Annotated in this window: 25 protein-coding genes and 3 tRNA genes; 8 read left to right on the forward strand and 20 right to left on the reverse strand. The window is 34.8% G+C overall.

Features of this window, described 5'->3' with window-relative positions; all coding sequences use genetic code 11:
* Positions 1-10: 10 nt before the first annotated feature.
* From JM658_RS08715 to tgt, 12 genes are all read right to left on the reverse strand, one after another.
* Positions 11-1,276 carry a nucleotide sugar dehydrogenase gene (locus JM658_RS08715; RefSeq protein ID WP_236958872.1) on the reverse strand — a complete coding sequence of 422 codons (1,266 nt, stop codon included), beginning with the start codon at positions 1,274-1,276 and terminating at the stop codon, positions 11-13.
* 259 nt (positions 1,277-1,535) lie between these two features.
* Positions 1,536-2,792: a sulfate adenylyltransferase subunit CysN gene (cysN, locus tag JM658_RS08720; protein ID WP_236958873.1), complete on the reverse strand. Its 1,257-nt coding sequence runs from the start codon at positions 2,790-2,792 to the stop codon at positions 1,536-1,538.
* Positions 2,793-2,824: 32 nt separating this feature from the next.
* A complete protein-coding gene (locus JM658_RS08725; protein WP_236958874.1) occupies positions 2,825-3,178 on the reverse strand; it encodes a four helix bundle protein in 354 nt (117 codons plus the stop codon).
* A 54-nt stretch (positions 3,179-3,232) separates the two neighbouring features.
* The gene (gene cysD / locus JM658_RS08730) at positions 3,233-4,138 is read right to left on the reverse strand and encodes a sulfate adenylyltransferase subunit CysD (protein WP_236958875.1); all 906 of its coding nucleotides are present in this window, start codon (positions 4,136-4,138) and stop codon (positions 3,233-3,235) included.
* A 2-nt stretch (positions 4,139-4,140) separates the two neighbouring features.
* Positions 4,141-4,734 carry an adenylyl-sulfate kinase gene (gene cysC / locus JM658_RS08735; RefSeq protein ID WP_236958876.1) on the reverse strand — a complete coding sequence of 198 codons (594 nt, stop codon included), beginning with the start codon at positions 4,732-4,734 and terminating at the stop codon, positions 4,141-4,143.
* Between the two features lie 3 nt (positions 4,735-4,737).
* Complete coding sequence (locus JM658_RS08740) at positions 4,738-5,151, reverse strand: DUF2061 domain-containing protein (protein WP_236958877.1); 414 nt, start codon at positions 5,149-5,151, stop codon at positions 4,738-4,740.
* Complete coding sequence (gene cysQ, locus JM658_RS08745; protein WP_236958878.1) at positions 5,152-5,949, reverse strand: 3'(2'),5'-bisphosphate nucleotidase CysQ; 798 nt, start codon at positions 5,947-5,949, stop codon at positions 5,152-5,154.
* Positions 5,950-6,229: 280 nt separating this feature from the next.
* The gene (gene dnaB, locus JM658_RS08750) at positions 6,230-7,771 is read right to left on the reverse strand and encodes a replicative DNA helicase (RefSeq protein WP_236958879.1); all 1,542 of its coding nucleotides are present in this window, start codon (positions 7,769-7,771) and stop codon (positions 6,230-6,232) included.
* A 169-nt stretch (positions 7,772-7,940) separates the two neighbouring features.
* Positions 7,941-8,894, reverse strand: a complete 954-nt coding sequence (locus tag JM658_RS08755; protein WP_236958880.1) for an acetyl-CoA carboxylase carboxyltransferase subunit alpha — start codon at positions 8,892-8,894, stop codon at positions 7,941-7,943.
* Between the two features lie 47 nt (positions 8,895-8,941).
* Positions 8,942-9,844, reverse strand: a complete 903-nt coding sequence (locus JM658_RS08760) for a DMT family transporter (RefSeq protein WP_236958881.1) — start codon at positions 9,842-9,844, stop codon at positions 8,942-8,944.
* Positions 9,831-10,910: an LptF/LptG family permease gene (locus tag JM658_RS08765; RefSeq protein WP_236958882.1), complete on the reverse strand. Its 1,080-nt coding sequence runs from the start codon at positions 10,908-10,910 to the stop codon at positions 9,831-9,833. The genes JM658_RS08760 and JM658_RS08765 overlap by 14 nt, the downstream gene beginning before the upstream one ends.
* A gap of 98 nt (positions 10,911-11,008) precedes the next feature.
* Complete coding sequence (gene tgt, locus JM658_RS08770; RefSeq protein WP_236958883.1) at positions 11,009-12,139, reverse strand: tRNA guanosine(34) transglycosylase Tgt; 1,131 nt, start codon at positions 12,137-12,139, stop codon at positions 11,009-11,011.
* A 249-nt stretch (positions 12,140-12,388) separates the two neighbouring features.
* Here tgt and JM658_RS08775 point away from each other — a divergent pair, with 249 nt between their 5' ends.
* From JM658_RS08775 to JM658_RS08785, 3 genes are read left to right on the forward strand one after another with little or no spacing between them, the layout of a single operon-like run.
* Positions 12,389-13,234 (forward strand): transketolase, encoded by an 846-nt coding sequence (locus JM658_RS08775; RefSeq protein ID WP_236958884.1) that lies wholly within the window; start codon positions 12,389-12,391, stop codon positions 13,232-13,234.
* A 43-nt stretch (positions 13,235-13,277) separates the two neighbouring features.
* Positions 13,278-14,231, forward strand: coding sequence for a transketolase family protein (locus JM658_RS08780; RefSeq protein ID WP_236958885.1), 954 nt, complete (start codon positions 13,278-13,280; stop codon positions 14,229-14,231).
* Positions 14,232-14,282: 51 nt separating this feature from the next.
* Positions 14,283-14,873, forward strand: a complete 591-nt coding sequence (locus tag JM658_RS08785) for a porin family protein (protein WP_236958886.1) — start codon at positions 14,283-14,285, stop codon at positions 14,871-14,873.
* A 75-nt stretch (positions 14,874-14,948) separates the two neighbouring features.
* Here JM658_RS08785 and JM658_RS08790 read toward each other — a convergent pair whose 3' ends face one another.
* Positions 14,949-15,881: an FKBP-type peptidyl-prolyl cis-trans isomerase gene (locus tag JM658_RS08790; protein WP_236958887.1), complete on the reverse strand. Its 933-nt coding sequence runs from the start codon at positions 15,879-15,881 to the stop codon at positions 14,949-14,951.
* 111 nt (positions 15,882-15,992) lie between these two features.
* Between JM658_RS08790 and JM658_RS08795 the strand changes: the two genes are divergently transcribed.
* Complete coding sequence (locus JM658_RS08795; RefSeq protein ID WP_236958888.1) at positions 15,993-16,385, forward strand: RNA-binding S4 domain-containing protein; 393 nt, start codon at positions 15,993-15,995, stop codon at positions 16,383-16,385.
* Between the two features lie 158 nt (positions 16,386-16,543).
* Positions 16,544-17,047, forward strand: a complete 504-nt coding sequence (locus tag JM658_RS08800) for a phosphoribosyltransferase domain-containing protein (RefSeq protein WP_236958889.1) — start codon at positions 16,544-16,546, stop codon at positions 17,045-17,047.
* On the opposite strand, the gene JM658_RS08805 is transcribed toward JM658_RS08800, so the two are convergent.
* Complete coding sequence (locus tag JM658_RS08805) at positions 17,039-17,554, reverse strand: shikimate kinase (protein WP_236958890.1); 516 nt, start codon at positions 17,552-17,554, stop codon at positions 17,039-17,041. The genes JM658_RS08800 and JM658_RS08805 overlap by 9 nt on opposite strands.
* A gap of 154 nt (positions 17,555-17,708) precedes the next feature.
* On the opposite strand from JM658_RS08805, the gene JM658_RS08810 reads away from it, so the two are divergent.
* The 3 genes from JM658_RS08810 to JM658_RS08820 all read left to right on the forward strand — a co-directional run bounded on the left by JM658_RS08810 (position 17,709) and on the right by JM658_RS08820 (position 18,123).
* Positions 17,709-17,781: transfer RNA gene (locus tag JM658_RS08810), tRNA-Lys, on the forward strand.
* Between the two features lie 127 nt (positions 17,782-17,908).
* Positions 17,909-17,981: transfer RNA gene (locus JM658_RS08815), tRNA-Lys, on the forward strand.
* A 58-nt stretch (positions 17,982-18,039) separates the two neighbouring features.
* A tRNA-Leu gene (locus tag JM658_RS08820) sits at positions 18,040-18,123 on the forward strand.
* A 131-nt stretch (positions 18,124-18,254) separates the two neighbouring features.
* Here JM658_RS08820 and dsrP read toward each other — a convergent pair.
* The 6 genes from dsrP to JM658_RS08850 are packed head-to-tail and all read right to left on the reverse strand — an operon-like array spanning position 18,255 to position 24,529.
* Complete coding sequence (dsrP, locus tag JM658_RS08825) at positions 18,255-19,526, reverse strand: sulfate reduction electron transfer complex DsrMKJOP subunit DsrP (RefSeq protein ID WP_236958891.1); 1,272 nt, start codon at positions 19,524-19,526, stop codon at positions 18,255-18,257.
* 16 nt (positions 19,527-19,542) lie between these two features.
* On the reverse strand, positions 19,543-20,607 hold the full coding sequence (locus JM658_RS08830) for a 4Fe-4S dicluster domain-containing protein (protein WP_236958892.1): 1,065 nt from the start codon (positions 20,605-20,607) through the stop codon (positions 19,543-19,545).
* A gap of 35 nt (positions 20,608-20,642) precedes the next feature.
* Positions 20,643-21,272: a cytochrome c3 family protein gene (locus JM658_RS08835; RefSeq protein WP_236958893.1), complete on the reverse strand. Its 630-nt coding sequence runs from the start codon at positions 21,270-21,272 to the stop codon at positions 20,643-20,645.
* Positions 21,269-21,958 carry a nitrate reductase cytochrome c-type subunit gene (locus JM658_RS08840; RefSeq protein ID WP_236958894.1) on the reverse strand — a complete coding sequence of 230 codons (690 nt, stop codon included), beginning with the start codon at positions 21,956-21,958 and terminating at the stop codon, positions 21,269-21,271. The genes JM658_RS08835 and JM658_RS08840 overlap by 4 nt, the downstream gene beginning before the upstream one ends.
* Positions 21,959-21,961: 3 nt before the next feature.
* Positions 21,962-24,286: a molybdopterin-dependent oxidoreductase gene (locus tag JM658_RS08845; protein ID WP_236958895.1), complete on the reverse strand. Its 2,325-nt coding sequence runs from the start codon at positions 24,284-24,286 to the stop codon at positions 21,962-21,964.
* 12 nt (positions 24,287-24,298) lie between these two features.
* The gene (locus JM658_RS08850) at positions 24,299-24,529 is read right to left on the reverse strand and encodes a hypothetical protein (protein ID WP_236958896.1); all 231 of its coding nucleotides are present in this window, start codon (positions 24,527-24,529) and stop codon (positions 24,299-24,301) included.

Consider the following 24,529-nt stretch of genomic DNA (forward strand, 5'->3'; position numbering starts at 1 on the left):
TTCAAATCTACTACAATCTTTCTGTTACCAATTCTTTAGGTAAAAAACTTTTTACATCATAAATAACTGTTCGGGGGCTAGATTTTAATTTTTCAAAATCTAATTCTAAAAACTGATTATGACCAACAGCTAAAACAATAGTTTCGTAACGTTCTGTAATTTCATCTATTAAGTCTACACCATAATACTTTTTCACTTCCTCTTTGTCTGCAAAAGGATCATAGGTATCTACATTCAATCCAAAACCTTCTAATTCTTCAATAACATCTATAACTCTTGAGTTTCGAACATCAGGACAATTTTCTTTAAAGGTTATTCCTAACACCAATGCTTTTGCATTTTTTACAGGGAGCTGAGTTTTCACCATCAATTTAACGATTTTATTAGCTATAAAAATCCCCATATCGTTATTAATGCGTCGTCCTGATAATATTACCTGCGGATGATATCCTAATCGTTCTGCTTTGTGCGTTAGGTAATATGGATCTACACCAATACAATGCCCCCCTACTAACCCTGGGCGGAAAGGTAAAAAGTTCCATTTTGTACCTGCTGCCTCTAATACTTCTACAGTGTCAACTCCTATTCTATCAAAAATTAGCGCTAATTCATTTACCAATGAAATATTAATATCACGCTGTGTATTTTCAATAATTTTAGAAGCTTCTGCTACTTTAATACTTGATGCCTTATGCGTTCCTGCAGTAATTATAGCGTTATATAATTTATCTACTTCCTCTGCAATCTCTGGAGTACTTCCGGAAGTTACTTTCATGATATTTGGCAGTCTACGCTCTTTATCTCCTGGATTAATACGTTCTGGAGAGTACCCGCAGAAAAAATCCTGATTAAAAACTAGTCCACTTGACGCCTCCAAAACAGGCACACAGTCTTCTTCTGTACATCCTGGGTATGTAGTCGATTCATAGATTACAATATCTCCTTTCTTAAGATATTTCCCCACCATTGTACTTGCAGAAATTAAAGGCGTTAAATCAGGCTGTTTAAAGTCGTTTACAGGCGTAGGAACTGTTACTATATATACGTTACAATCTTCTAAATCACTTTCATCGGAACTATACGTAATCCCCTGGACACTTTGCAAATCTTCATCTGCAACTTCATCAGTAACATCCTTTCCTTCTTTTAATCCTGATACTCGTTTTGTATTTATATCAAAACCTATTACTGAAAACTCTTTTCTAGCAAATTCTACTGCTAAAGGAAGCCCCACATAACCAAGGCCTATTACTGCAATTTTATATTTATCTTTCATCTATTTATTTTTGTAGGTTTATTGATGTTAAGAAACCCTTTTACTAACATTTTATACAAATAATCGCAAAATTATTTCTCTAATCAATTCTAATTATTCGTAAAAATAGAACTTCTTATTCATAATATTCAATAACAGAAATAGGAATAAAGTTAAAAAAACTATAAGGTTTCCATTATTTATAAAAACAAATAGGCAGGAAAGTGACTAGCATAACGCTCACTTTCCTGCCTACTTTATGTATTTTAAACTCTAAGAGCTATACAATCATTCCTGCAGCTACCGTTTGATTGGTTGCTGGATCTATTAAAATTAAGCTTCCTGTCATTCTATTCTCACGGTAAGAATCGTACATTAAAGGTTTTGTAGTTCTTATTTTTACTTTGCTAATATCATTCATATGAAGCTCCTTATCATCATTTTTTCTAGCTAACGTATTGATGTCAATTTTATAAATCACCTCTTTGATCATTGCCATCTGCTCATTCGATGTGTGACGAACTACATATTTTGTTCTCGGTTTTGCCGATTCATTATTCAACCAACATAACATCACCTCTAAATCTTGAGAAGACTCTGGTTTGTTTTTGGTGCGAACAATCATATCCCCTCTGCTGATATCAATATCATCTTCTAAAGTAATAGAAACCGACATTGGTGCATATGCTTCGTTTAATTCTTTTTCAAAGGTATCTATAGATTTAATTTTAGATGTAAATCCTGAAGGCATTACCGTAACCTCATCTCCTTTTCTAAAGATTCCGCTAGAAATTCTCCCTGCATAACCTCTATAATCACGATGTTCCTCACTCTGTGGTCTCAATACCGTTTGCACAGGAAAACGCCCATCCACCTTATTAATATCACTACTAATATGCATTGTTTCTAATGTATCTAGTAAAGGAGATCCTTGATACCAGTCCATGTTTTTAGAACGATTAACAACATTATCGCCCAACAAAGCACTGATAGGAATAAAGCGTACGTCTTTCACTAGTAATTTAGATGAAAATTCTTCAAACTGAGCAATAATATCATTATAAACATCTTCTTTAAAATCTACCAAATCCATCTTATTGATACAAACTATAAGATGTGGAATTTGTAGTAATGACGCAATAAATGCATGACGTTTAGTTTGCTCAATAACTCCATGACGCGCATCTACCAGTATTATTGCTGCATTTGCTGTAGACGCTCCCGTAATCATATTTCGTGTGTACTGAATATGCCCAGGTGTATCTGCAATAATAAACTTACGCTTTGGAGTGGTAAAGTATCTGTATGCCACATCGATGGTAATTCCTTGCTCTCTTTCATCGCGAAGGCCATCCGTAAACAAAGCTAAATCTACCCCTGCATGTCCTTTTTTCTTACTAGTGGTTTCTATAGCCTCCAACTGATCTTCGAATATAGATTTTGAATCGAATAATAATCTTCCGATCAAAGTACTCTTTCCATCATCTACACTCCCAGCAGTTGTAAATCTTAATAATTGATTGTTATCTATTTGCATTATTTCAGGCTTTAGGCAATAAGCTCTAGGTGTTAAGCTATTAGCTTCTTGCTTAAATTATATAATTTACTTTTTATTTCATTAATTTTTAAAGTCAGCATATCAAAAATATCTTTAGAAATATACTTTAAATCCTTAGAAAGGAGAATAAAATACTCCAACTCATGCGCTGACCCTAAACAGATTTGAATAAATCTATTAAAATCTTTATCAGATCCTCGACCACAACCCTCACTAAAGTTTGATGGTATCGAATAAGCTGCTCGTTGCATTTGAGATATCAATTGAAATCTTTCCTCCGTTGGAAACCCTTTAGTCACCTTATATATTTCTAAGGTAAATTCATGACTAACATTCCAAACATTATACTTTTTAAAATCTCTCATACATAATTACAAGCCTAATGCAAATTAGCATATTGCATAGAGCTTAAGACCCAACTAAAAATACCCTTGTCGCTTTCTGTCTTCCATGGCGGATTCTGAACGCTTATCATCAGAGCGATTTCCTCTTTCTGTTTGTCGCATTGCAGAAACTTCTTGCGCTACTTTCTCTACTGTATCAGCATCGCTTTCTATTCCTCCAGTAATGGTAATATCTCCTAATGTTCTAAAGCGGATTTTCTTAGTCACCACTTCTTCATTATCATCTAATTGCAAGAATTCAGAATGTGGAATCCATGAATTACTTCGCCAAACTACTTTTCTTTCGTGAGCAAAATAAAGAGAAGGAATTTCTATATTCTCTCTGCTGATATAATTCCAAATATCCATTTCCGTCCAGTTACTTATTGGAAAGGCACGAAAATGCTCTCCTTCAAATTGCTTCCCATTAAAGAGATTCCACAATTCTGGTCGCTGATTTTTAGGATCCCATTGCCCAAAATCGTCTCTATGTGAAAAGAAACGTTCTTTAGCTCTCGCTTTTTCCTCATCTCTACGTCCACCACCAATGGCACAATCCACTTTATTCGCTTCTATAGCATCCAATAATGTGGTAATCTGCAATGCATTTCTAGTTGCACTTTTTCCTTTCTCCTCAGCAACACGCCCTTCATCGATAGATTCTTGAACCGAACCTACAATTAATTGCACACCAAGACTCGCTATCAAATCATCACGAAACTTAATCGTTTCAGGAAAATTATGCCCCGTATCTACATGCATCAATGCAAATGGAATCTTTGCTGGGTAAAATGCTTTTTTTGCTAAATGGGTTACCACTATAGAATCTTTTCCCCCTGAAAATAATATTACAGGGTTTTCAAACTGTGCCCAAACTTCACGCATTACGTAAATGGCTTCCGATTCTAACTCGTCTAAATAATTTAAATAATACTTACTCATTCTTATTTGAGTTCTAACTGATCCTTAATTTCTAAATATATCTTTGCAACAGCTTCTTCTGCGCTGTCGTTTTCTGTAATTTCAATATCGGCATTTTCTGGAGCTTCATAAGGAGCATTTACCCCTGTAAGATTTTTTATCTCTCCCTTTTCTGCCATTTTATACAATCCCTTTTGGTCTCTTTTTTTACAAATTTCAAGACTGGTATTCATATAAACTTCGACAAATATATTAGGTTTTATTGTCTTTTCTACATATTCTCTATCTTTTTTGTAGGGTGATACAAAGCTTGCTAAAACTACAACCCCAGATTGGAGTAATAAATTAGCTGTTTCTGCAACTCTACGCACATTTTCAGAGCGCGCTTCTGCACTAAAGTCCAACCCTTTACAAAGTCTACCTCTAATATTATCTCCATCTAAAATAATAGTTCTAATTTTTTCAGAATTTAATTTTTGTTCAAGCGCATCTGCCACCGTAGACTTTCCAGAACCCGATAATCCTGTAAACCAAATAAGCAAAGAGCGATGTCCATTTAATAAATTTCTATCCTCTTGAGTTATCTTAAAGTTATATGGAAAAATATGTTGCTCCATCAATTAAATCTTATTCTTTCTTTTATTTAAACCGAAGTTTATTTTATACCAAGTTCGCTCATGGAAGTAATATAAAATCATCTTCGTAATAACCTCGGCTCCTCCAATTTTTAATCCCGTAAAAGGATCGCCAGAAATAACCCAAGCTAATATCATTGTATCTAGAGTTCCCAACAAACGCCAAGTAATAGTTTTAAATAAATGCCTCCTTTTACTATCTGGGACATTGGCTTTAAACCATATCCGTTCATGAAAATAGTAAAGCACCATTTTTGTGACCACCTCAGCTAATCCAATTTTCAATCCCGTAAAGGGATCTCCAGAAATAATCCACGATAATATTATCGTATCTATTGTTCCTACAATACGCCAAGTTATCGCCTTAGCAATATGTCTTTTTCTTGATTTATCTTGCATTTAATTTACAATAAAAGAAGGATTTACCAACTCTTTTTTATTATACAATAATCGTTTTTTTGAAACAGCATCTACTACTTTTAGTCCTAAAGCACTACAAATAGCATCGCCAGCACATGTATCCCACTCCATAGTTGGTGAAAATCTAGGATAGATAGACGCCTTCCCATCCGCCAAATAACAAAATTTTATTGAACTTCCGATAGACACAAAAGATACTTCCTTGCCTGATTCTTTGATTTTGTTGATGTATTTTTCCGTTTCTGAAGATAAATGAGACCTACTCCCCATCACTTTCACTACTGAAGTATTTCTCTCTTTTCCTGACAATGGAGTAGCCTTATCAAGGAAATCAATTGAAAAATTGAATGTATTTATTTTATAGGCTTTTCCTTCTGAAACAATTCCAAAATACAAATCTCCAGAAACAGGCACATAGATAACACCCATTATAGGCAATCCATTTTCTACTAGCGCAATATTCACCGTGAACTCTCCATTTCTCTTAATAAATTCCTTCGTTCCATCAAGAGGATCTACAATCCAACAACGGCTCCATGATTTTCTTTCCTCAAATTCAGCTATATTATTCTCTTCGCTGATTATTGGAATCTCGGTAGGTTTAAGGTGTTTATTAATAACTGCGTTTGCATTTTTATCTGCTAGAGTAATCGGAGACGCATCGTTTTTTTGCTGAATCCCAAAATCATCTTGATCATATATCTTAAGAATCTCAGCTCCAGCTTCAATTGACGCCCTAACAATAATATTTAAAAGTGATCTTATATCGTCCTTCATTTAATCAATGTCTTTATACCATTCTTCAAAAATACTATAATTGGTAGGCACAGCAAGTTATTTTTTTCTATAAAGCAAAGTGTTTATGTTATATATGGGTGTTAGGTGTTGGCAAATTAAAATTTTAAATCTCTGCTGAAATAATCAACAAAGGAAACATCAAATAACTACATCATATAAACTGCTATGCACTAGATGCTAAAAACTGACTAGCTCACAAACAAAAAATGACCAGAGAAAGCTCCAGTCATTTTTTATAATTCTATATTTATATTACCATTTAGAACGGCATATCGTCTTCTTCAAAATCATCATTCATTGCACTTCCAAAAGCTTCTTTTGCACTTGGCAATTCTTTTGTTGTAAATGGATTTTCATCTCCTGAATTCATTTTTGATTGAAATTCAAAAGGAGAGTCGAAATCATCTAAATTATCAAACTTACCAAGATTCCCGATAAATTTAAGTCGGATGTTCTCTAATCCACCATTACGGTGTTTTGCAATAATAAATTCTGCTTGCCCTTGTGTAGGACTTCTTTCATCATCATCCCACTCATCAATTTTATAATATTCAGGACGGTAGATGAAAGATACAATATCGGCATCCTGCTCAATCGCTCCAGATTCACGAAGATCGGAAAGTAACGGTCGCTTACTCCCTCCACGAGTCTCCACAGCACGCGATAACTGAGATAACGCAATTACAGGAACACTAAGCTCCTTTGCCAATGCTTTTAAGTTTCTAGAAATTGTAGAAATCTCTTGCTCTCGATTTCCTCCTTTCTGACTCCCTCCAGCGGTCATTAACTGCAAGTAGTCAATTATTATCATCTTGATTCCATGCTGAGATGCTAAACGACGTGCTTTTGCTCTTAAATCGAAGATTGATAATGATGGCGTATCATCAATGAATAACGGCGCAGATTCTAACGACTTAACCTTCACATTAAGCTGCTCCCACTCATGCTTTTCTAATTTACCAGTTCTTAACTTTTCTGAAGATAATCCTGTTTCAGAAGAAATTAAACGAGTAATTAACTGTACAGAGGACATCTCCAATGAAAAGAATGCTACAGGAATATTTGAGTTAACAGCAATATTCCTCGCCATAGAAAGCGTTAATGCCGTTTTACCCATACCAGGTCTTGCCGCCACAATAATTAAATCACTTGGCTGCCAACCTGAAGTTAATTTATCAAGCTTATCGAATCCAGATGGGATTCCACTAAGCCCTTCTTTATTAGAAATCTCTTCAATCTTCTTTTTTGCCTGAATAACTAAACTCTGTGCAGATTCAGAAGATTTCTTAATATTTCCTTGTGTTACTTCGTATAATTTAGCCTCAGCATTATCTAAAAGATTAAAAACATCAGTTCCTTCATCATAAGCATCTTCAATAATCTCACTTGATATTTTTATAAGGCTACGTTGGATGTATTTCTGTAAGATAATACGCGCATGAAACTCAATATGCGCCGAAGAAGCCACTTTTTTTGTCAGCTGAATGAGGTAAAAATCCCCTCCAACAGCTTCAATTCTTTTGTTTCGTTTTAATTGAGCGGAAACTGTTAATAAGTCAATCGGCTCGGAAGTTTCAAAGAGCTGAACTACAGCTTCATAAATATATTTATGAGCCTCTTTGTAAAAAGCATCTGGATGAAGTATATCGATAATTTCATCAACTCCCTTTTTATCAATCATCATAGCTCCCAATACAGCCTCCTCTAAATCAATGGCTTGCGGAGGTATTTTCCCTTTCTCCAGCTGAATCACATTAGATTTATCAACTCTTACTCCCTGTCTTGGCTCTACTTTTTCCATGAATGCGAATGTATATAATTGTAATCTGAAAAGAGGTTAAATAGCATAGTAGGTTTTTAACTGACTATAAACAATTTAACTGTTGATAACTTTCATTTCTTGTTAATAAAGGTAAAAAAAACCGAAGCGTAAACTTCGGTATTAACATTAAGGTAACAAATACAAGGGTCTAACCTTTAAAGACACCCATATTTGCATATTTATCCATACGTTGTGCAACCAAATCTTTTGGGGATAACTTTTCTAACTCCTCATAAACAGTTGTAATATATTTTGCAACCGTTTTAAAAGTAGTCTCCCTATCAGAATGCGCACCTCCAAGAGGTTCTTTAATAATATCGTCTACGAGATGTAATTTCTTCATATCAGTAGCCGTTAATTTAAGCGCATCTGCTGCTTGTTCTTTATACTCCCAGCTTCTCCATAAGATAGATGAACAAGATTCTGGAGAGATTACAGAATACCAAGTATTCTCTAACATCATTACTTTATCTCCAACACCTATTCCTAAAGCTCCTCCAGAAGCACCTTCTCCAATAATCATTACAATAATTGGTACTTTAAGGCGTGTCATTTCCAATATATTTCTTGCAATAGCTTCTCCTTGCCCTCTTTCTTCAGCTTCAATTCCAGGATATGCTCCAGGAGTATCGATTAAAGAAACTACAGGAATCCCGAACTTCTCCGCCATCTTCATTAATCGCAATGCTTTACGATATCCTTCAGGATTTGCCATACCGAAATTTCTGTATTGGCGAGTTTTAGTATTAAAACCTTTCTGCTGACCGATAAACATATAAGTCTGGTCTCCAATTTTTCCAAGACCACCAATCATCGCTTTATCGTCTTTTACATTTCTATCACCGTGAAGTTCTAAAAATGTATCTCCGCAAATTGCTTTGATATAATCTAATGTGTAAGGTCTTGAGGGATGCCTAGACAATTGTACTCGCTGCCAAGCAGTAAGATTTTTATATAAATCCTTTTTGGTTTTTTCTAATTTCTTTTCTAATTGCTTGCAGGTATCAGAAACGTCAATATCGCTTTCTGATCCTAGAACTTTACATTTACCTAATTGCTCTTCAAGCTCTTTAATTGGTAACTCAAAATCTAAATACTCCATGAGTCTGTTTTGATAATTTTATTAGCTTACAAATATAAAACTTTAAACTATTTAGCCTGCCTTACTAGCGCTTTTCTTTTTAACGAATTCTTTAAAATACCGTTTGCCAGTACTGTAGACAAAATAATTAATGCTCCTATATAAAAACCTTCACTCATTTTTTCGGATTCTCCCAAAATAATAAAGGCTAATATAATTCCGTAGATAGGCTCCAAATTAATGGTAAGCATTACTGTATAAGGACTTATTAGCTTCATAACTTTTACAGATCCTATAAAAGCATATGCTGTACAAATACTTCCTAATAACAATAAATACATCCAATCTGATGTCGAAAGTATAAAAAATTCTGGAGAGAAGCCCCCAGATATTAATAAATATAATGTTATAAATGCAACGCCGCTTCCTAGCTCATAAAAAGAGATTACAGATGGTTTATACTGTTTTGCCAGCTTACCATTTATTAATGAAAAAGTAGCAGAGAGCAAGGACGATATAAGCGCTAGCCCTATTCCGAGGACATATTGGGTTTCTACATTAAATATAATATAAAGCCCCGCTATTACTATTAGTCCAAAAACAATTTCATACCAAATCATTTTTCGTTTATAAATAATTGGTTCTAAAATAGCAGTAAAAAAAGCACCTGTAGAAATGGTTGCCAAGGTTACAGAAACATTAGAAACCTTAATAGCTTTAAAAAAGGTAATCCAATGTAACGCTATTACAATTCCTGCAATAACAAATGTAATCAAGGCCTTTCTGGGCACTCGAAGGGATATTTTTTTGAAAGCTACGTAGAGCCACACAAAAAAAGTTGCCAATAACATTCTAAACCATACTAATGGAATTGCATCGATGGTTATTAGTGCACCAAGCACAGCTGTGAACCCCCAAATGAACACTATTAAGTGCAAATGGAGATAATTTCTAAGTTTATCGTTTAGCATTATTTAATAAGTAGATAGCAAGGAAACCAAATAAAATGTTAGGAATGGCAACAGCCAGAAGCGGATTAAAATCGGATTGCTCTGCCATGGTACCAAAAACTTTATCAAAGAATATATATATAAAAGCCAATGAAATTCCTACGGCTAGATTAACTCCCATTCCACCTCTACGCTTCATAGAAGATACAGAAACGGCAATAATGGTAAGAATGAATGCAGAAATAGGCAAACTCCATCGCTTATATTTTACTACTAAATAGGTATTAATATTTGCAGCTCCTTTTTTTCGTTGCTGCTCTATAAAATCATTTAACTCAAATAAATTTTTTGTTTCAGCAACATAAGAAACAGGTGTTAAATCGTCTAGATCAAATTCAAATAAACTATCGAGTCGGTTTTTCTTCTCCAGTATATCATCATTTTCCCCTACGTTTCGCTTTACATATCCTGCCAAACGGTAGGTACTATCTTTTTCAATCCAACGGATGTTACTTGCTTTTATCTTATAAGTAAGTTCATTGCCCTCAAAATGCTCTAAAGTAAAATTATACCCAATCTTAGTACTAGGAGAAAAACTACTCACATAGATATATTCATTATCATTAATCTGATTGAATATATTATTTGTTTCACGATCTTTATCACGACCTCCCTTTAAGTATTTTATCCTAAAATCGTTATAACCTTCACTTGCTTTAGGCACAATGAACATCCCCATTACAAATGAAAACACAGCTATAATAGAAGCTCCAATAAAATAAGGTCTTAGAAATCGCCAAAAAGATATCCCAGAACTTAAAATGGCTATCACTTCTGTGTTATTTGCCAATTTGGAGGTAAACCATATAATAGACAAGAAAAGGAAAATAGGAAAAAGTAAGCTTGCAAAATAGAATGTAAAATCAATATAATATTCCAAAATAGCAGAAGCTGGCGCTTCATTAACTATCATCTTATCGATTTTTTCAGATACATCGATCATGATTCCGATAGGAACAAACAACATAATCATCACAAAAAAGGTAGCCAAATACCTTTTTAGAATATACCAATCTATAATCTTCACTTGCTCTTTGTTTCGGGGTTTTAGGTTTTTATATCTCGACTACGCTATGCAAAACAGCAGTTAACTTAAAACTTACTAATTTCTATTCAATAAAAAAATTACAACCTTTTATCCATTTGTTTAACCATCATATCTTTCCACTGCGTAAAATCTCCCGCTAAGATATGTTTTCTTGCTTCACGAACCAACCATAAATAAAATCCTAAATTATGAATTGTTGCAATCTGCTTACCAAGGTATTCATTAGCAGCAAATAAGTGTCGCAAATATGCTTTTGTATAATATGTATCAACATCAGTAATAGCCATATCATCAATAGGAGAAAAATCTGCTTCCCACTTTTTATTCTTTATATTTATAGTTCCGTGTGCCGTAAACAACATTCCGTTTCTAGCATTTCTCGTCGGCATCACACAATCAAACATATCGACTCCCAATGCTATATTTTCTAATATATTAATTGGAGTTCCAACCCCCATTAAATATCGAGGTTTATCTTCAGGAAGGATATCACAAACAACTTCTGTCATCGCATACATCTCTTCCGCAGGCTCACCTACAGAAAGTCCACCAATAGCATTTCCTTTAGCTCCAGAATTTGCAATATATTCAGCAGATTGTTTTCTTAAATCTTTATAAGTAGACCCTTGAACAATAGGAAAAAGCGTTTGCTCATATCCATATTTATCAGGTGTATCGTTAAAACGTTTTATACATCGATCCAACCAACGATGTGTCATATGCATAGAACGTTTTGCGTAATTATAATCACATGGATATGGAGTACATTCATCAAAAGCCATGATAATATCTGCTCCGATGGTTCTTTGAATATCCATTACATTTTCAGGAGTAAAAAAATGATAAGAACCATCAATATGACTCTTAAATTTCACTCCTTCTTCTTTAATCTTTCTATTTGCTGATAAAGAATACACTTGATACCCTCCACTATCAGTTAAAATATTTCGATCCCAATTCATAAATTTATGAAGACCACCTGCGGCTTCAATAATAGATGTTTTAGGACGTAGGTATAAATGATATGTATTTCCTAGAATAATATCCGGATTGATATCTTCTTTTAATTCTCTTTGATGCACCCCTTTTACTGTTGCAACAGTTCCCACTGGCATGAAAATAGGTGTTTCTATCGCTCCATGATCAGTTGTTACTACTCCTGCTCTTGCCTTACTTCCGGCATCTTTTCCATGTATCTTAAAATCCATTATTCTTTAGGGTATTTGGATATTTAGAATCGAGTTTATAAAAGTCAATTCTAAAGCAATCCATTTATCTTTATAACGTATGTCTTAATTTCGAATTTGCAAAGATAATCAACAAAGTTGCTATTTCTTCATAAAGAACACCTAAAACCTTACATTTAAAACAAATATATAGAATATGTGTGCTTAATTACTTTGCTATAGTCTATTAAAGGTTTATTTTTGTTTATGATAATTAATTAACAATTACAGATGCCAGATACAAAAAAATTAAACGAATTAACAACCCAAGTAAGAAGGGATATTGTAAGGATGGTGCATAAAGTAAGCTCAGGACACCCTGGAGGTTCTTTAGGATGTACAGAGTTTCTTGTAGCATTGTATAACGAAGTAATGGAGATTGACACCGACTTTAAAATGGACGGTGTTGGAGAAGATTTATTTTTCCTATCCAATGGTCATATTTCTCCAGTTTTCTATAGCGTATTAGCAAGAAGAGGTTACTTCCCTGTGGAAGAATTAAATACATTCAGACTTTTAGATTCTCGTTTACAAGGACATCCAACTACACATGAAGGATTACCTGGAATTAGAATCGCATCTGGTTCTTTAGGACAAGGAATGTCTGTAGCAATTGGAGCTGCTTTATCTAAAAAATTAAATAATGACAATCATTTAATTTATAGTTTACATGGAGATGGAGAGCTTCAAGAAGGACAAAATTGGGAAGCAATTATGTATGCTGCTGGTAAAAAAGTAGATAATTATATTGCTACGATCGACCTTAATGGTGAGCAAATCGATGGTTCTACAGATGAAGTACTTCCTATGGGAAATATCAAAGCTAAATTTGAAGCTTTTGGTTGGGATGTTATGGTTGTAGAAAAAGGTAATGACCTTGAAGCAATTATTGCAGCTCTTAAGGAAGCAAAAACTCGTACTGGAAAAGGAAAACCTGTTTGTATTTTATTACACACTATTATGGGTAATGGAGTAGATTTCATGATGGGATCTAATGCATGGCACGGTAAAGCACCAAACGATGAGCAATTAGAAAAAGCATTGGCTCAAAATCCTGAGACATTAGGAGATTATTAATCCATTGCAGTAAAAACTAATTGTAAACAAAGAAATTAAAGAGATGAAAAAATACACATATACAGAAAAAATAGATACACGAAGTGGATTTGGAGCTGGACTAACAGAATTAGGACGTACAAATCCTAATGTAGTTGCTCTTTGTGCTGATTTAGTGGGATCTTTAAAAATGGCAGATTTCATTAAAGAGAATCCTGAGAGATTTTTCCAAATCGGAATTGCTGAAGCAAACATGATGGGAATTGCCGCAGGATTAACTATTGGTGGGAAAATTCCTTTTACAGGCACTTTCGCTAACTTTTCTACGGGAAGGGTATACGACCAAATAAGACAATCTATAGCTTATTCTGATAAAAACGTAAAAATTTGTGCTTCTCACGCTGGATTAACGCTTGGTGAAGATGGAGCTACACATCAAATTTTAGAGGATATCGGATTAATGAAAATGCTTCCTGGAATGACTGTTATCAATCCTTGTGATTTTAACCAAACAAAGGCAGCTACAATTGCTATTGCAGAACATGAAGGGCCTGTTTATTTACGTTTTGGACGTCCTGCTGTTCCAAATTTTACTCCTGCTGATCAAAAATTTGAAATCGGAAAGGCTGTAAAGATTAATGACGGTTCTGATGTTACCATTATTGCTACAGGTCATCTTGTATGGGAAGCTATCTTAGCTGGTGAAGAACTTGCTAAGCAAGGAATTTCTGCTGATATCTTAGACATCCACACTATAAAACCTTTAGATGAAGAGGCTATTATTGCTTCTGTTGCAAAAACTGGTTGTGTTGTTACTGCTGAAGAGCATAACTTCTTAGGAGGACTTGGAGAGAGTGTAGCTAGAACATTAGCGTTAAACAACCCTACACCGCAGGAGTTTGTTGCTACTCTAGATACTTTTGGAGAAAGTGGAACTCCAGCTCAATTAATGGATAAGTACGGCCTAAATAGTGAAGCTATTGTTAAAGCTGTTACAAAAGTGTTAAAAAGAAAATAAACAGAAAGTATTTCAGTTTACAATCTTAGAAACCACTTAAAAATAACAAAAATGAAAAAGACACTTTTAATTATCTGTCTATTGGCAGGTTTTACAAGTTTTGCACAATCTGGATCTGGATTCGGACTAAAAGGAGGACTTAACTTTAATTCTAACGGAGATATCTCTGATGCATACGGAGTTCAAGACATAGGATCGGATACTAATGTAGGTTTCCATATCGGAGGATTTGGAAAGCTTGAGTTTGGCACACTATATTTTAGACCAGAATTAGTTTATACAAAAACAAAATCTAAGTATGAAAATAATGCATACGATGGTAAATTTGATATGAGTAAATTAGATGCGCCTCTATTGGTTGGATGGAATCTAATTGGACCTGTTCATATTTTTGCTGGTCCTTCATTACAATACATATTAGATACAGACCTTGATGATGTTGAATTAGAAGACGTAGAAAATGATTTTACAGTAGGACTTAATATGGGTGTTGGTGTAAATCTAGGAGAAAAACTAGGAGTTGACCTTCGCTACGAAAGAGGTTTTAGTGACAACGAAGCTGAGTTTACTGGCTTAGAAGGCACTGGAAGAATCGACACTAGACCATCTCAACTTATATTGAGTTTATCAGTGAAATTATAATTCACATAAATTCTTTAGACAAAAAAAATCCAGCGATATCGCTGGATTTTTTTTGTTCTATTATTTCTAAACTTATTATCCTCCAACACGTGGATCTGGATCTAAATAATCTGGAATTCCATCTCCGTCAGAATCATCTACAACGCCATCTTCATCGTAATCATATTCATATTTAGTTAAAACTCCATCTCCATCATCGTCTGCATCTTGGTAATTTGCAATTCCATCTTCGTCTGTATCATCGTTTCTAGGATCTCCATCACCGTCTACATCTTCTAAATGACTTGGAATTCCATCTGGAGAAGAGCTAGACTGGGTAGATGAAATTAACACAACATCTTCATCTAATTCATTAAATTGTAATAAATCCATTTTAAAAATTAACGGACTGTATGCTGGGATTCCAGATTGAGCAGTACTAAAGTAACCCAAACCGGAAGGCATAAATACTGCTCCTATTCCGTAGTCTTGAACCCAATCAATCGTTCCATCTGGATTATCTGTATATGTAGTTCCAGTTTTTAATTTTGGATAAACAGCTCCAAAACCAGTAATAACCCCTAAAGTACTAAACACAGTTTCTACATTAGAAGCATCAAAAACCTCTCCTGTCATTAAGCTTCCCTCATATCTTGTTACTACTTGATGCCCCAATAAAGGACTCTCCCCAACACCTTCTCTTGCTATTAAATAATATAATGTATGATTTACATCTTGAAATTCTATAATCTCCTCCTCCACTTGATCTATTAGAGGAGTTTTATCAATATTATCTCCAGCAATCGTATCAAAAACTATTTTATAATCAAAATCTGCAGATGGGCTTTCAAATTCTTCGTAATTATAAAAGTGAGTTTGTAAATACAATTGTAATTCTGCATCATCTTCAGCCTCAACCTCAGCTACATCTCTTACTTCTATTGTTGTCCCACTATCATCGTCATCATTATTACATGCAAAAAACAAACACGTAAATAACAAAACAGGCATTAAAATTTTAATCTTCATCAAATTTGATTTTATTATGTATATTAATATATTCCATAAATTCAGGTGCGCAAGATACTATTTTCTAGTATTTTTGCTTCAACCATTAACGAAATTTTTTAAATTAGTGATATGCGTATTGATAAGTATTTATGGTGTATTCGGTATTTTAAAACTAGAAGTATTGCTACCGAAGCCTGTAAGAAGGGACATGTAAAAATAAATGATCAGAAAGTAAAGCCATCTCGCGATGTTTTTCCTACTGATAAAATAGAACTTCGCAAAAATCAAATTAACTATCAAATCAAAGTTTTAGATCTTCCAGATAGTCGCGTGGGTGCCAAAATAGTAGATATATACAGAAAAGACATTACTCCAAAAGAAGCCTTTGAACATGCTGACCTTTTAAAATATTCTAAGGATTACTATCGCAAAAAAGGAACTGGAAGACCTACAAAAAAAGATCGTAGAGATATAGATGACTACAAAGAAGATGGAGCAGAAACTAGCTTTCCTATTGAATAACAGAAATTGAGTATAAACGTTGATTTATAGTGAAACAAACACAAAATTAAAGAGTTGGTCTACCGATAACTTTTTTACTGAACACTACAAATTGGAAACTGAATTTTGATCACTTATTTACTACCAAACTTTATTATCTTTGATAAAAAATATTTGTAATGACAACTCAACAGAATAAGATTCTAAACCACAACGAAATCGAACATAAAATTAAGCGTATAGCTTATCAAATTTATGAGACTTATGTTGATGAAGAAGAGATTATCATAGCTGGAATTGCTTCAAGCGGGCTTGAGTTTGCAAAAAAAATAAATACTGCCATTACAGAAATATCAGATATCAAAACTACTTTCTGCGAAGTTAATATTGACAAAGAAAACCTCCTTAGTCCAATTAAAACATCTCTTACTGAAGAAGAATATCAAAACAAAGCTGTTATTCTTGTGGATGATGTTTTAAATTCTGGTGGAACACTTATTTATGGAGTAAAACATTTTTTGAATGTTCCCTTAAAAAAACTTAAAACCGTAGTTCTTGTTGATAGAAATCATAAAAGATACCCTGTAAAAGCTGATTTTAAAGGAATTTCCCTTTCCACCTCACTACAAGAACATGTAGATGTTGTTTTCGAAAAGGGAAATGATGCCGTTTATTTAGGCTAGTTTTTCTTCAATCTTATGCACTATCTCCTCTGGAGTTTCATCATTTACGGAAATAATATGATGTGCTCTTAAATAATAGAAATTCCTCTCAAAAAGATGTTTTCTAATAAACTCAGATAATTCAGCATCTGCTATATCTTTTATAAGCGGTCTTTGCGCCTTTTCATGTTTTAAACGCTTTTCTAAAACATCTACAGAGAGCTTTAAATAAAATACATTTTCCGTAGCGTTTAAGACAACATCCATATTGTTCCCAAAACACGGTGTTCCTCCTCCCAAAGAAACTACAGCATCAGGTTTTGCATTCAATAATTCTGATAGATACAATGTTTCTTTCTTTCTAAAATATATCTCACCCTTCTGCGAAAAGATTTCAGGAATAGATAAACCTTCCTTTTTTTCGATATATTCATCAAAATCTATAAACGCTAAATCGTTCTTTTTTGCTAATATTTTACCAATTGTAGATTTCCCACTACCCATATATCCTATTAAAACCTGAATCATTTATTTTACAATTTATTAATTTTCACTGATTTACATATTCAACTCAAAAAAAAGACAAATTTATAGTAAAAATGGCTTGAATAATAAATAAATCATCTTATATTTGCACCCGCTAACAGGAAAAGTTAGCAACGTACTTTTAACATTACGTAATGACTCGATAGCTCAGTTGGTAGAGCACAACACTTTTAATGTTGGGGTCCTGGGTTCGAGCCCCAGTCGGGTCACTAAGTAACAAATTATGTATATCTTTATAAAAGAAAACAAACTGTTACTTTTTTAAGTTAATTTCCTTTTGGAAAGTTAACTTATTTTATATTTTTGCACAGTCAAATTTTGACTGTTATTTTTTTAGACTCGATAGCTCAGTTGGTAGAGCACAACACTTTTAATGTTGGGGTCCTGGGTTCGAGCCCCAGTCGGGTCACTAAATGAAAAAGTTAAGCAGTTTGCTTAACTTTTTTCATTTTATTTAAATAGTAAACACCGGGATGCTGGAATTGGTAGACAGGCATGGTTGAGGGCCATGTGTCCATTAGGGCGTGTGGGTTCGACTCCCATTCCCGGTACAAAAAAAGCTCAGAATTAACTTCTGAGCTTTTTTCATATAAATTCATTACCTAATGAATGATTTTCAACAGTAACTTCTCTTTATTTTCTTCCGTAGATAAAATATAAACTTACTTAGTCTAACAGCTACTTATTTATCAGCATCAACTAGATTCTGGTCATAATGCCCCTTCTTTACAAGTTCTTTAGTCTTATATCTTAGTCTCCCAGTTTCAATAGCAATAGATGTTTTAGCCAAAATAGTAAATATAAAAGCTCCTAAAGACCATATTCCTAATGTAACGCCTATTTCTATGGCTGTTGGAGTGTATTCCGCTATTTTACCGTAAGGCCCCGGAATGAAGCCTGGAATGATTAAACCAAAACCTTTATCAATCCAAATAGCTATAAAAAGAATGAAACAAGAAAAGTACAACACCTTAAAATTATTCCTCAACTTATGAATAGTAAGCATTGCTGTTGCTAATAAATTCAAACAAATAGAAGTCCAAATCCATGGCACCAAAGCATTTTTACCATGAAGTCCAAAAAACAAATAATAAGCACTCTCACTATGATGTGTAGGAGCATAAAACTCTTTAAAAAGCTCCGACCCTAACATTATTAAGTTTATCTGGGCAGCAACAACTACAATCACACTAATTTTATGAATCGTTTTATCTGCTATTTTAAAATCGGTAGACGATCTTATAGCTGCTAATATTAAAATGATAAGTGCAGGTCCAGCAGCAAATGCTGATGCTAAAAAGCGAGGACCTAATAATGCATTATTCCAAAAAGGTCTTGCTTGTAACCCTTGATACAAAAAGGCAGTCACTAAGTGAATTCCTACTGCCCAAAAAACAGAAAGCATAGCTCCAGGCACATACACTTTAGATTTCGCTTCTTTCCCCTGATAATGTCTAAAAAGAATATAAAAGGGCACTGTAATATTTATAAAAAGATATCCATTTAATACGATAACATCCCAAGTAAGCATAGAATTAGGGAAGTTAAACACCCCTATTCCAGGGATCATATGCCAAAGCACCGATGGACCTCCCATATCTGCTACAACAAAAGCCAAACACATAATAAGTGCCGCAACAGCTAAGCCCTCTCCTATTAATACTGCTTGCTTGAAATCTACATCTTTTAAAATATAAGTTGGCATCACCAACATAACAGCTGCTGCTGCAACCCCAACCAAAAAAGTGAAGTTAGAAATATACAGTCCCCAACTTACACGATCATGCATACCAGTTACACTCAACCCCTCTTCTATTTGAATAGAATAACAATACATCCCTACTAACATTACAAATGTTAGCACTCCCATCCAAATATGATATTTTAAAGACCCCTGGGTTATTACATCCAAGCTATCCTTTACCAAGCTCTTAAACACTCTAAAAGTTCCCATTAGAATTCTTCTATTTTTAGTCCATATAATACCAAAACTTAGGCTCTGTACCTAAATCTTCTTTTAATCGGAATACTTTTTTATTCTCAATAACCCATCGGATCGTACTATTAGGATCCAATAGATTCCCAAATACACGAGCTCCTGTTGGACAAGCATCCACACAAGCTGGATTTTTCCCAGCACGAGATCTCTGCACACAAAAAGTACATTTTTCCATCACTCCTTTTTTACGCAAGCGATTCCCCAAATAATGTTGATTTTCATTCACCTCATCAGCGGGAACTTCTGGAGTACTCCAATTAAACCTTCTTCCATCATAAGGGCAGGCAGCCATGCAATAGCGACAACCAACACACCAATCGTAATCAACAACTACTAAACCATCTTTTTCTCGCCATGTAGCCTGTACTGGACAAACTTCAACACACGGCGGATTATCGCAATGGAAGCATTGCGTACCCATGTAAAAATGCCCAGCAGCTGGGACTTCATGATAATAATTATCATCCGCCTCATCAAACTTAAAACCTTTACCGTCTTTCATCTCATGAATACGGATATATTGCATTTCTGATTTTCGATCTTGGTTATTTTCCTTTACACAAGCACTTACACAGTCCATATAACCTTGACACTTAGAGATATTAAACGCATAACCAAATAATACATCTGGTTCTGCATCTTTAGAAGACATGCTTATTTTGTCGCCTTTTCTCAATTCATAAGATCTAACCAATCTATTTACGGTAGCTTGTTTCTCATCTTCAGTCATTAATTTATAATTCCCCTTAAACTGCTCTTCCCATTCTATCTGAGATTTCTCTTTTGCTTCATCACCAGAGGTAACACTACAAGCAGTTTGTACCGCTCCAGCACCAATCATTAAACTAGCAGTAAGCTTTTTAAAAGCACTACGTCGACTCATAGGAACATCAAAAACTTGATCAAAACCATCTGGTTTCGATGTATCATCCTCCTTATGAGACCCACAACCTCCAGATTTTCCACAACCACAACTGGAGGATGCTTCTTCCTTCTTTCCTAAGTCTAATGAAAACCATTTTTTTTCTGTACTCATATTTGCTGGTGTATTATAGGTTTTATGCGTATATTTTATTTACGTTGCAATTCTTTCTTTGTGTTAAAAATTGCAGGTAACCGTTGGTTAAATTTTGGCTGATGTGGATTATGGCAATTAACACAACTGTTTATTGCTCTTGGAGGCGCCCATCCACTGATATTTTTTCCATGCGCTCCGCCTTTCCAATCTTTAAACTGAGTGGTGTGGCATTGTGAACATACCTGGTAACTTTTATTAAAGTCTATATCTTGCCCTGTAAGACTCTGCAGGTTATCCATATTCTTACTATTATGGCAAGTCAGGCAATTCATAGTATTAGCATTCCCATGAACAATATCTATATCCCAATGTGATTTTGGGAGTTCTCCCCCTTTACTTTTTAATTCTTCCAATGGCTTAGAGTGACATTCTGTACATGCATACATTGTTAGTTTCTGCTTTCGTTCTGGAATTAAAAAAGTATGCTCTCCCTCTGTAATTTCTATCAAATCCATTTCTTCAATATACTTCTCTGAAGAAATTGTAGTTCCATGATAATTCTTACTCTCCCCTTCTATTTTTTCTATAACGGAATGGTATTCGGATTCTTTATGTTTATTACATCCAGATAAAACCATCAGTAATAAAACCGCCACTCCTACTATTCTATAAAAATGTCTCATGGTAGATTAATTTTAGCATTAAACATTTCCATATCCGTTCCTTCTTGTAATTTTAGTACGTGGCATTGCATACAATTTACACGCTCAGGATGTGTTACTCTTATTTCTTTCGGAGCTGCAGGCCCAGCATGACATGCTAAACAATTTTCTCGCATTTGTATATGATGCGGAATAACTGGTGGACTTCCTAAAAGAGCATTATTATCTCCTACAGAAGCATGTTCTTTCTCCGTAAACTCGGTAGCCACAAAAAGTGATTCTGTATTTTTAACAACATGACACTGTCTACAGTTTACCATTTCTGGATGTGGTGTTATAGGCGCGTATGCATCATACTTTGTTACAAAACCTCCAGATTTATGACACTGCAAACAAGTTACTCCTCCTGCACTTCTCTCCTCAGCAACAGGGTGAGGAATAGAAGGTGGCGCTCCATCATATGCTCTATTATCATAGTAAGTATCTAAAGAACGCATATGAGCAGAATCGTAAGGCATAATCGCATACTTTAATCCTTTTTCTGAGCCACTAAATACACCTCTATCTATAGGGAGATATGAATGATGTGATTTATTCACCACAGGAACATACGATTCTTCGAGTCCTGACCAATAACTCTTATTCCATATCACTATAAATGCTATGAATAAAAGTGAAAAAAATATGATGATTCCAAGTCTCTTCATAATTTATGCTTTTTCAACTTTTACTGCACATTTCTTATAATCTGGCTGTTTTGATATTGGACAAAAGGCATCCAATGTAAGATCGTTAATTAACATATTCTCATCAAAGAAAGGCACAAATACCTGCATTGGAGCTGGCACTCCTCTTAGATTAATAGCTGCAGGAATAGTAATCTCCCCTCTTCTAGTTGTCAACTTTACCAAATCTCCAGTTACAATATCCAAACGCTTCGCATCTGCTGGATTCAATTCTACATAAGAATGCGGCATTGCTTGGTGTAATACAGGAATTCTTCGAGTCATAGAGCCAGTATGCCAATGTTCTACCACCCTTCCTGTACAAAGCCAATATGGGTATTCTTCATCTGGAACCTCAGGAGCAGGCTCATATGGACGCTGCCATATGATAGCTTTTCCATCTGGATTCCCGTAGAAATCAAACCCACTACCCTCCTTACAAGCAGGATCATACTTCTCATTAAATCGCCATTTTGTAGACTCTCCATCTACATAAGGCCATTGCATTCCTGGATTTTCTCTTAAAACTTCATAAGGAGCCATATTATGTTTCTTTCCAGCATGGTGCTTTCTATATTCATTATAAATCTCCTCTATATGAGTTTCTTTATTATAATTAAATTGCTTTTCGAACCCCATTCTACGAGCTATCTCCACAAGCTGCCATGTATCACTCATCGCCTCTCCCGGAGGAGCTACCATTTGATCAAAATGTTGGGTACGCCTTTCCGAGTTTCCGTACATTCCTTCACGCTCAATCCACATTGCTGAAGGCAAAATAACATCTGCTATTTCTGTGGTTGGTGTAGGATAAACATCTGAAACAACAATAAATCTTCCCTCCTTTTTTGTAGCATCACGATAGCGCTTCAATTTAGGCATCGTTACCATCGGATTGGTTACTTGAATCCACATAAACCTCACATCTCCACGATCTAAAGCTCGGAACATCTCTACGGTATGATATGTTGGTTTCGGTGAAATATTTTCAACAGGAACTCCCCATATTTCAGCAGCAAACTCACGATGTTCTTTATTCGTTACCACTCCATGAGGAAGTTTATGTGTTAATGTTCCCACCTCTCTTACTGTACCACAGGCACTCGGTTGTCCTGTAAGTGAAAAAGGACTGTTACCAGGAGTAGATATTTTTCCCGTTAGTAAATGGATGTTATATATAAGGTTATTCATCCAGGTTCCTCTTGTATGCTGATTAGGTCCCATACACCAAAGCGACATCACCTTTGTATTTGGGTCAGCATAATAAGAAGCCATATACTTTATGTCTTTTACGGAAACCCCAGAATATTTAGAAACTTTCTCTGGTGTATAGTCTTCAAGAAACTCTTTATATGATTCTAAATCGATGAGTTCTGGTTCATCCTTAAAGGAATAGTTATCCTCTAACCCATAACCCATATCAACTTTTCCTTTCTTAAAAACACAATGCTTATCAACGAAAGAATGATTTACCCTTCCTTTATTTATCAATTCATAGCAAATAGCATTTGCTACCGCCAAATCTGTCTGCGGATTAAAGAGTATCGACTTATCTGCCGCCATACTTGTTCTGGTAGTTCTTGTTGCAAAATCTACAATCTTAACTCCTCTCTTTAATCTTTGATCTAAGATTCTCGAAAACAAAACTGGATGCATTTCTGCCATATTATTTCCCCAAAGGAAAAAAACATTCGCATGATCTATATCATCATAACACCCCATCGGTTCATCAATTCCAAAGGAAGTCATAAACCCAGTTACCGCACTAGACATACAAAGTCTTGCATTTGCCTCCACGTTATTGGTTCCGATACAACCTTTAAACAATTTTGAAGCTGCATATCCATCAGGAATTGTCCATTGCCCAGAACCATATATAGAAACAGAATCTTTACCGTATTCTTCAATAGTCGATTTCATTTTAGAAGCAATTAAATCTAACGCTTCCTCCATGCTAGCCTCTACAAAAGTACCGTTCTTATTTATAAGTGGCTTTTTCAATCGGTCTTTACCATAAAGTGCCATGATAGAATGATACCCTTTCACACAGCAAAGTCCTTTATTCACTGAAGATGCAGGGTCTCCTTTTACAGCTACTGCTTTTCCGTTTTCTGTACCAATAAGAACACCACATCCCACTCCGCAGAATCTACAAGGTGCTTTTTTCCACTCTACATCTCCTATTCCCTCTAAGCCTGCTACTTGATCTTCTGCAAAAATAATTCCTGGAAACATGGTTGCCGCAGTTGCCATTGCGGATACCATCGCCATTTTCTTTAAAAACTCTCTACGATTTGTTGTTGTTTTCATAAACAATATAATTTATGGAGTATTATATCCAGATACCATTGCTAAAAATTTTAAGCTTCGGATGGATTCTAATTTAACTTTGAGCAGATCTTCTTCAGACTCATTTTCTGTATCTGTTACTAAGAGCAAAATCTCTTCATTTGAAGCTTCTGCTATTTCGCAACCAGAAATTAATTGTAAGTCTTTTATTAAGGCTTCTTTTTCCCCATCATACGGAAGTACTATATAACTTTTAATAGGCAT

Origin of the sequence: Joostella atrarenae, assembly GCF_021764745.1 — a bacterium.
Lineage (GTDB): Bacteria > Bacteroidota > Bacteroidia > Flavobacteriales > Flavobacteriaceae > Galbibacter > Galbibacter atrarenae.